Below are 9083 nucleotides of genomic sequence, written 5' to 3' on the forward strand. Positions count from 1 at the left end.
CGGGTTGATGCTGTTGATCGAGTTGCCGATGAAGGTRCTTTCRCCCCAGCTCACCACYTGCTTGCCCAAGCGCACGTTGCCCTGCAATTCGTCGATCTTGTAGTTGTGGTAGACGAAGCTGTCGAGGAACATCGCGCCCGATGATTTCGCGGCACGCTGGCGGCCGTGATCGTCGATGTCGTAGAACCGACGGCTCTCGTCCATCAACTCGAAGTCGTACCAGTACTTGCCGCGCACAAACGCGCCGCTGTCGCCGTATTTCAGTTCAAGGTCATGCACACCCTTGAAGATCTTCGAGAAGGTTTCGCCCTTCTTGAAGTTCAACCGACCGTCATCGTTGGTGCGGGCTGAGGCGTTGCCACGAACTCCCTGCGAGTTGAAGTTGGCCAACCGCCAACGTCAGTTGCTCGATATGCAGACGCTGGAAGAAGGGGTAGCAGCTTTCTTCGAAAAGCGTCTGCCCAATTTTCCTGGTTGAAGCTGATTGACGCCCCCTACCCGTTACAGGTGGTTTTGCCGGTCGCCCTGATTGTCCATTATCAGACGCAGTTAGGCCTTTGCAGATCAACGGACCGAGAATCGGCGCGCGGCCAGATTTTACAAGCTTCGTAGGATCAGAAATTCTTTGATGTTGTGGGCGGTCACCCTCCTCTATCGAAAATTTTCTGTTCCTACTTTTTTTCAACATCGATAAGCCACCACCGGGAGATTACCGCCCTTGGTGACATGCAGTAATGAGCGGAGGTCGATCTTATGTCCGCAGCCAATAGCGGTCATTCATCAACACTCGTGTAATAGGCCGTCTGCCTATGTATAGCGAGAATCGCAGCACCGAATCCGATGAGTGTCCCCCCCCAAAAAAACTCAATAACGGAACCGATACGTTGATCTTGGCAACATGGATCTTGAATAACTGCCCTCTTGCCCATCGCTGAGTGCTTTAGCGCACCCCTATTGTGAGGAGCCCAAGTCTTGTGGCAGATCCAGTTCAAGGCGCCACAGAAGTGCCTTGCCGTCCGCACTGGACTCGGTCTGCACCTTGCCTTGCAGCACTAGCACCAGGCGCTGGATGCTGGCATACGCCAACAGGGCTGATGGAGCGTCCTCGCCAGGTTCATGCCAAGGCGACAATTCAAGACTCAGGCGTAGAAAACCACGAGGCAGGATGCGCGTCGTCAGAATCAAGGAAATTCCGGGGGGCGGTGTTCCCTGCAATAGGTAGGAAAACAGGCTTTCCAGCAATTGACGGTAATGGCGGACATCGATCCAGGCGCTTTTCAAGGCCCGTAGACCCGGCCCCAGATTCAACTGACAGCCCTTTGATTCGAGCTGCTGGTGTATTGGCCCAAGCAGATCTTCAGTTAGCGCTCCCAGATTGCGGGCCTCGCGCAGCGTCTCCTGATCGTGCGCATCCAGCATTATCCAGTCGTCGAGTCTGACCAGGGACTGACGCATGCTGTCGACATGCTGGGTCAGCTTTTCCAAAATGCGATCAGGGTGGTCGAGGTCTGGCAATAGTATTGACTTGAGGCTTTTCCGCATCGCCTGTATTTGCACTTGCAACTCCTGGCTGACCGCCGCCAGCGTGGAGCTTTTCAGATGACTTTCGTAACGTGCCTCGGCTCCTTCGTGACGCAATGTGGTGAGCAATCTGTCGCGTTCCGTCAGGTCGCGCATGCCACCGAACATGGCGACAAGCTCACCGGCCTCGTTACGAAATGGCGTACACCAGACATACATAACGTTCGATATCCCGTCATTCTCGAAAACGGCTTCGGCCATGAACGACTCCTGGCGAATCACCGCTTCGCGCAAGCGCATTTCTGAGTCCTGGCGCATTTGCGCCGGCAACCATTTTGCCTGCGCAAGCGTAGCCCCTCTAATGCTCTCGAAGCTTTCACCTGTGTACGCCAAGTAACGGCGATTACACATCAGCAGCCGTCCTTCCAGATCGCGCACGAACATTGGGTATGGTGCCGAATCGAGTAATGCACGCAATAAGTCGTACTCATGCAGCAGTTGCGGATCGAGGAAGGACTCCTGCGCCACGCTGGGGTCTTCACCCGCTACCAGGCCATACGTACGGGCCACTTCCAGCAACTGAAAATCACTGCTGACCTTGAGTTTTTGATGCAGGCGCGCTTTGTAGGTACTCACCGTTTTGTAGCTGAGGCTCAATTGCTCGGCGATGTCTTTGTTGTTGAGCCCTTGGCTGAGCATCTGCAAAACCGTGAGTTCGCGTCCAGACAGTTGCTCCAGTTCGCTCTCACCCTCACCGCGCATGCTTTGGGCGTCCTGACGGGTGACTTCAGGCGGGAAATAACGACGTCCATGGCTGAGCGCCAGAAGTGCACTTTCCAGTTCTGTCACGGCGTCCGTTTTGCTGACGTAGGCATCCGCCCCGGCTTGTAGCGAACGTGTGGCGTAGAGGCTGGCCTCCTGGACGCTATAGACCAGCAACTTGATGCCTTCGTGGCTGGCGCGTAGCCGGCGCAGCAGATCCAGACCGCCCAGACGCGGGACCAACAACTCGATGATCACCACATCCGGGTGCAACTGGCGGCATTGCATCAGCGCATCCTGGCCATTGTCGACTTCGGCCAGCACGGTATGGCCTGCACGTTCAAGCAACGCCCGAAGACCATTGCGAACGATGGGCAGATGGTCCACGAGCAGCACAGTGCCCATGCGTTTTTCCCTATGAGTCGATTCCTGTGCCCAAGCATAGACCAGGGCAACAATAGAGAGTCACTCCTACAACCACGTTGAAACGGCTCCGACATCTCCGGCCAACCCCGACGAGCAGACTGCTGGCATCTACTTTCCAGCGCCCGTGAGGCTGCCATGACCACTTTCAACGATAAATCGTCCACTCATCCTGCCTTTCAACGTACCCGCCTGGGGCGTGCCATCAGCCTGCTTTTGGCCGGTGTATTCGCCTTCTGCGTGACAGAAGCTGAAGCCGAGGAAAATGCCGTTGAGCCTTCCGCCGACGACTTTTCCCCACCCTCCTCTGCCGCTGCCATCGCTGCCCCGTCGTACCTTCTGATCGCCATGCGCGCCAGTGAGCAGGCCCCTCTGGTTTTCACCAGACAGTTGCTGGGCGCACCCGCCCCGCTGGTGATTACCAGCGCCAATGGTATCGGCATTGCCAACCCTGGTGCCCATGACGACGCCACCGTCAACCTGAGTGCAACCCGTACCATCGGAGTGTTGGCGCAAGCGGCGAGCAGCGTCGGCTTCGAGCGCGGTACCGTCAACAGCACCGCACTGACCGCCGCCAATGCCCATGAGCAAACAGCCCTGCTGGCACGGGACGGCGGCCAGTTGAGCGGCACTGGGGTGACCATCAACCTGGTTCCCAAGGCTGCAAATGGGGCCATCATCACCGCGAACAACATGACGGGAGTCAGTGCGCAGGCGGGTGGGCAAGTATCGCTGCGCGACAGCGCCATCACCCTTGGTGGTGGCGTCAACGGCCTGAACAACCAAGGGCTGGTGGCCGCGGGCACTGGCAGCCGCATCGACTTCCTCGCTGGTTCGGTCAGCACCCAATCCAAGGGCTCGATCGCTGCGCTCGCCCAGGACGGCGGCAAAATCACCCTCGGCCAGGGCAGCACCCTCACGACCAGTGGTGCCAACAGCCCAACTACCGGCAGCCATGGCCTGAAGGCCGACGGCGTGGATAGCCAGATCAGCGCCAGCCAGATCAGCGTCACCACCAGTGGTGCCCAGGCCAACGCCGCCCGTGCCGAGAACGGTGCGCGTATTGACCTCGACACCGCCACTCTCAATACCGGCAGCGCAGTGTATGGCCATGGCCTGCTGGCGACGGGCAACAACAGTCAGATCTCTCTCAACAGCGGTTCCGTAACGACCGCTGGTAAAGGGGCGGTTGGTGCCTGGGCGCAAGACGGCGCCCGAATCCAGCTGGGTCAAGGTACGCAAATCAGCACCAGCGGCACCTCCATCAACAACACTTCGGCACCGCTGGGTGAGAAAACCCTGAGCATCAGCCACGGGTTGCTGGCCAGTGGCAGTGGTAGCCGGATCGATGCGGCCGACGTTACGGTGCGTAGCAATGCCGTCTCTGCCAGCGGTGCCCGCGCCGAAGCGGGTGCAAGCATCCAGCTTGAACGCAGCGAGCTCACCAGTACCGGTGCCGCGACCAGCACCTCCAGCACCGCTGTGCTGCACGCCGTGGGGGGGTCCAGCATCCTGGCCGATGCCGTCCACGCCAGCGCAATCGGCAACTACATCGGCGGTATGCGCGCCGATGGCAGTGGCAGCAAGGTCACGTTGAACCAAGGCAGCGTGGCGCTCGAAGGCGCTGGCAGCGCCGCTGATTTCACCTCGGCCGCCCGCGCCATGAATGGCGGTGCCGTGAGCATCGAAGGAAGTAAGTTGTCGAGTCAGGGAACCTTCAGTCACGGCGTCAGCGTCGAAGGTAACGGTTCCCAAGGCACCGTTGCCGGTAGCAGCATCGACGTCGGTGGTGCCCGCGCCCATGGCGTTTATGTCAACGCTGGTGCCAGCGCCGAAGTGAGCAGCAGCGACATTCGTCTCGATCCTGCGGCCACTGCAGTCGGCCCCTGGGGTCTCGGCGCACTGGTTGAAGGCCAAGGTTCGCGCCTGCGCCTGAACGACAGCGAAGTGCGTACCTCACAAAAAACCAGCTATGGCGTACGCGCCCTCGACGGTGCCGACCTGGAACTCAACAACGGTCTGATCGACACACAAGGCAATTATTCGGCCGGGCTTAGCGCAGGCAGTTCGACGGTGATCGCCCGCAACCTGAGCGTCCGGACGTCGGGTGATGACAATGCCATGGGTGTCGTGGCAGATACCGGTTCGACTATTACCCTGTACGGTGGATCGGTTACCACCAGTGGCAACGGTTCGCCGGTGCAATCGAACCTGACCTTCCCCCATGCCCTGACCTCGCGTAACGAGGGTGCCCAACTCAACGCCTATGGCACTAGCGTGCAGACCCTCGGCAGCCAAGCCTATGGCGCTGCGGTGGATGATGGCGGCAGCATGCTGCTGGAGGGGTTGACGGTGAAAACCGCAGGACAATACTCGACGGGACTGTACGCCGGCATCGGTACACTCAAACCCGGCCAGGTAAGCCTGACCGCCCGCAACGTGAGTGTCGAAACCTTGGGTGAACAGGCCGCCRGCGCACTGGTCAGCCGTCAGTACCAAACCCCTACCGCCACCCTCGAATTGATCGACTCCACACTCACCACCCGAGGCCAGTTGTCCCATGGCCTGCAAGCCGAATCCGGGGCACAGCTTAGCGCCAGCAACAGCGCCGTCAGCACCCACGGCGACAGCGCTCTTGGCGTCCTGGCCAACAACCAGGCCAGCGTGCAACTCGACCAGGTCGGGGTTAACACCCACGGTGACCTGGCCCATGCTCTGGTGGCCAAAAACGGCGGCGTGCTGGACGTCACCCACAGCACCATTAATGCCGATGGCGGCCAGGCGGCGGCGTTGTACAGCCAAGGCACCGACGTCCTCAAAGGTCAGGCAAACGTGGACAACAGTGTGCTGCACAACCGGGAGGGGGCAACCATTGCCATCGCCGGCGTGGCCAATATCAAGTTGAGCGACAGCATCGTGGGTGGCAGCGGTCAGTGGTTGAATGTCGACCGCGCACTGGCCAACGATGGCAGCCAGGTTCCTGACATGGGCACAGGTCTGTGGCAGGGTGTCGGCCGCTCGCTGGCCAGCGCCGGCAACGCCAATGTCGAAGTTGCTGGCTCGGTACTCAACGGTTCGGCCCGTACTGCTGGCGATAGCCACTCCACCGTCAATTTGCGCGAAACCAGCCTGTGGAACCTGACGGGAGAATCGAATCTCAGCACCCTGCGCAATGAATCCAGCCTGATCGACTTCAGCGTACCGCTGAGCGGGCAATTCAAGAATCTGACGGTCAACAACTATCATGGGGCCAACGGCACCTTCGCGCTGAACACCTACCTTTACAGCGACGGCTCACCCTCCGACAAACTGGTAGTGGACGGCGGCAAGGCCGACGGCAACAGCAATTTGCTGATCAAGAATGCGGGGGGACCCGGTGCCGTGACCCAAGGTAATGGCATCCTGGTGGTCGATGCGGTCAACGGTGCAACCACCACGCCCGATGCGTTCCGCCTGCTCAGCAGGGTCAAGGCCGGTCCTTACGAATACAGCCTGCACCGCGCCAGCCAGGATGGCAGCAACACCCAAGCTTGGTACTTGCGTTCGACCCGAGACGCCGATCCGGTTGTCCCTGTTGAACCTGTGGTGCCGGTAGTGCCGGTAGTGCCGGTTGTCCCTGTTGAACCGGTGGTGCCCGTAGTGCCGGTTGACCCTACTGAACCGATGGTGCCGGTTGATCCGGTTGACCCTCAGGTTCCAGTCACCCCGATTACTCCGCCCAATCCGTTGGTGCCGGCGGTGCAACCGCAGCAACCGCTCGCGCCAGTCCGCCCGCAAGTCCCCAACTACCGCGCGGAAACCTCGCTGTACCGCGCGCTGCCTGCGATGGTCCTGCACTACAGCCGTGCCATGGTCGATACCCTGCATGAACGCGTCGGCGAAGAACGCCGGATGGCCACCGAACCACTGCCCGAGGAAGAAGTCGACAGCTACGGCCCAAGCCTGGGCTGGGGTCGGTTGAYCTACCGCAAGGGCAATGACGAAATGGGCGATAACGTACGCTCCGACTACCGCATCCAGGCGTTCCAGGTCGGTGCCGATCTGTACCGTAACGAAGACATCGATGGCAGTACCGATCAGGCTGGCCTGTCGCTGAACATCGGCCGCATCGCCGGCAGCATTGAGCACAGCGACGGCGCCTACGCTGGCGAGGACCTGCTGCACGCCTATGGTGTCGGTGGCTATTGGACGCACTTCGGCCCTGAAGGCTGGTACCTGGACGGCGTGCTTCAGTTCAACCGCTTCGACATCAAGGCAACCCCCAACGACATGGACGCGCTCAAGACCCGCGGCCGCGGGGTAACCGCCTCCCTGGAAGGCGGCCACCCATTCCATTCCGAAAAAGACAAGAACCTGCACGTCGAGCCACAAGCCCAGGTGATCGTGACCAAAGTCCGTATCGATAACAGCCATGACGACGCCGCCCAAGTGCGCTTCGAGGATGTGGACTCCCTGACCGGCCGCCTCGGTGTGCGTATCGACAAGGACTGGTTCCGCGAGGACGACAAAGGCAAGGTACATCGCACCAACGGATGGATTCGCCCGAGCGTCTGGCACGAGTTCAAAGGTCGCACCAAGACCGAGTTTTCTTCAGAAGACGGCTATGTTCCCTTCGGCACCGACATGAGCGGCACATGGGGCGAACTTAATCTGGGCGTCGACTATCAGGTTGATGAACGTACCACCGTCACGGGTTCGCTTGGCTATCAGAAAGCTTTTGGCGAAGACAGCCGAAGCTATGAAGGCATGCTCGGGATCAAGGTGAAGTTCTGAACAAAAACGCTCGGTGCAATCGGGTGTTTTCTAATCATCAGGAAGAGCGACAAGGGGTGGGGTTAACCTTCGATTCGGAGCTGGTCTGGGACGTTTGCCCCTCGTCGTAGGCAGGTCCCATTGCTGCCCCTCGCCTGAGGCAGAAAAATGGCCGTTTTCTGCCTGTCACTACACACTCGCCAATGCGGACCGGCAGCAAGACTGGTGACCCATGCACCTCAACATGTTCCACGTTTTCCTATTGGCTATATGAGTATTCCCTGATCAGAAATCGGGTGATGCTCGTGCCCCTGTTAGGCAGTTGATGACCCTGGCTCACTCTACCAACGCGTCGGTCAGCCTGCTGTGAGGAGTTCCCATGAACCGTTCCACACACAAATCCACCGTGCTGGTGGTCGATGATGTACCTACCGATCTGCACCTGATCAGTGAGCTGCTACGAGATCGTTATTCCGTCCGAATTGCCATCAGCGATGCACAAGCGTTGCAGATGCTCGAACAGGCCGTTCCCGACCTGGTCCTGCTGGACGTGATGATGCCCAATCTGGACGGCTATGAGGTCTGCCGTCAGCACGAAGATGAGTGCCTGGGGCTCGAGCCTGGAGCGACCGACTACCTGTTCAGGCCGGTCAACCCACCAAGCCTGCTAGCGCGGGTGAAGACACAGTTGCGTCTGAAGGCGACAACGGACTTGTTGCGTTCGCAAAATATCTCTATCGATCAGGAAGTAGTGGCGCGAACCCATGAACTGCAAGCCGCTCATGACGCGACCATTCAAGCCCTTGCGTCGTTGGCTGAGACCCATGACAACGAGACCGGTAACCACCAGCGGCGCACGCAGCATTATGTCCGAGCGCTGGCCGAGCAACTGCGCCATCATCCACGATTCAACGCATCTCTGGACGAGCAGAGCATTGAGTTGATGTCCAAGTCGGCGCGGTTGCACGATATCGGCAAGATCGGTATCCCTGACCAAATCCTGCGCAAACCGGGGCGCTTGGAGCCGGCCGAGTTTGAAATCATAAAGACCCATGCCCAACTGGGTTATCAGGCGCTGGTTCAAGCCGAGGAACTGCTGGGAGTGCAAACGCCCTTYCTGCGYATCGCCAARGARATTGCCCTGTGCCATCACGAAAAATGGGATGGCAGYGGTTACCCCAAYGGCCTGGCCGGTGACGCCATCCCAGTAGGCGCTCGCATAATGGCAGTCGCCGATGTCTACGACGCGATCATCAGCCCGCGCGTGTATAAGCCACAGATGAGCCACGAGACAGCGGTGGTGACCATCTGCGAGGGGGCCGGCCGACATTTTGATCCAGATGTGGTGGCGGCCTTCATGGTCTTGGAACAAAAGTTTGAACAGATCGCACAGCACTATATCGATGCCGATGCCGATGCCGATGCCGATGCCGATGCCGATGCCGCTTAGACATTTTAATGCGAGTTGCACAAGTCCTGATTGTTGCGGCGATTTCTACGGACATCAAGGTAGTGGTTTACGGTGTCCGTTGAGTCTTCACGAGTTTGTATCTGTCACGACTGACCGGAAATGGCCTATTTCTGTCGGTCATGGTTACGGAACGTGCTGGTCAAGTCCGATGCAA

Annotated in this window: 3 protein-coding genes and 1 pseudogene; 2 read left to right on the forward strand and 2 right to left on the reverse strand. The window is 59.2% G+C overall.

Going from position 1 to position 9083, the window contains the following annotated elements:
* Together AC1DRJ_RS13835 and AC1DRJ_RS13840 are read right to left on the reverse strand one after the other, a co-directional pair.
* Positions 1 to 384, reverse strand: a pseudogene (locus tag AC1DRJ_RS13835) (DUF1302 domain-containing protein); the annotation flags it as partial.
* Positions 385 to 951: 567 nt separating this feature from the next.
* Positions 952 to 2688: a response regulator gene (locus AC1DRJ_RS13840; RefSeq protein WP_477802651.1), complete on the reverse strand. Its 1737-nt coding sequence runs from the start codon at positions 2686 to 2688 to the stop codon at positions 952 to 954.
* 156 nt (positions 2689 to 2844) lie between these two features.
* On the opposite strand from AC1DRJ_RS13840, the gene AC1DRJ_RS13845 reads away from it, so the two are divergent.
* Together AC1DRJ_RS13845 and AC1DRJ_RS13850 are read left to right on the forward strand one after the other, a co-directional pair.
* On the forward strand, positions 2845 to 7479 hold the full coding sequence (locus tag AC1DRJ_RS13845) for an autotransporter outer membrane beta-barrel domain-containing protein (protein WP_477802652.1): 4635 nt from the start codon (positions 2845 to 2847) through the stop codon (positions 7477 to 7479).
* Between the two features lie 358 nt (positions 7480 to 7837).
* Positions 7838 to 8908 carry an HD domain-containing phosphohydrolase gene (locus AC1DRJ_RS13850; protein WP_477802653.1) on the forward strand — a complete coding sequence of 357 codons (1071 nt, stop codon included), beginning with the start codon at positions 7838 to 7840 and terminating at the stop codon, positions 8906 to 8908.
* Positions 8909 to 9083: the final 175 nt, after the last annotated feature.

It is taken from the genome of Pseudomonas sp. P5_B2, assembly GCF_056400445.1.

Bases quoted from the DNA above. Each gene is read 5' to 3' on its own strand.
- AC1DRJ_RS13840 (WP_477802651.1), bottom strand. From the start codon at position 2,688: ATGGGCACTGTGCTGCTCGTGGACCATCTGCCCATCGTTCGCAATGGT.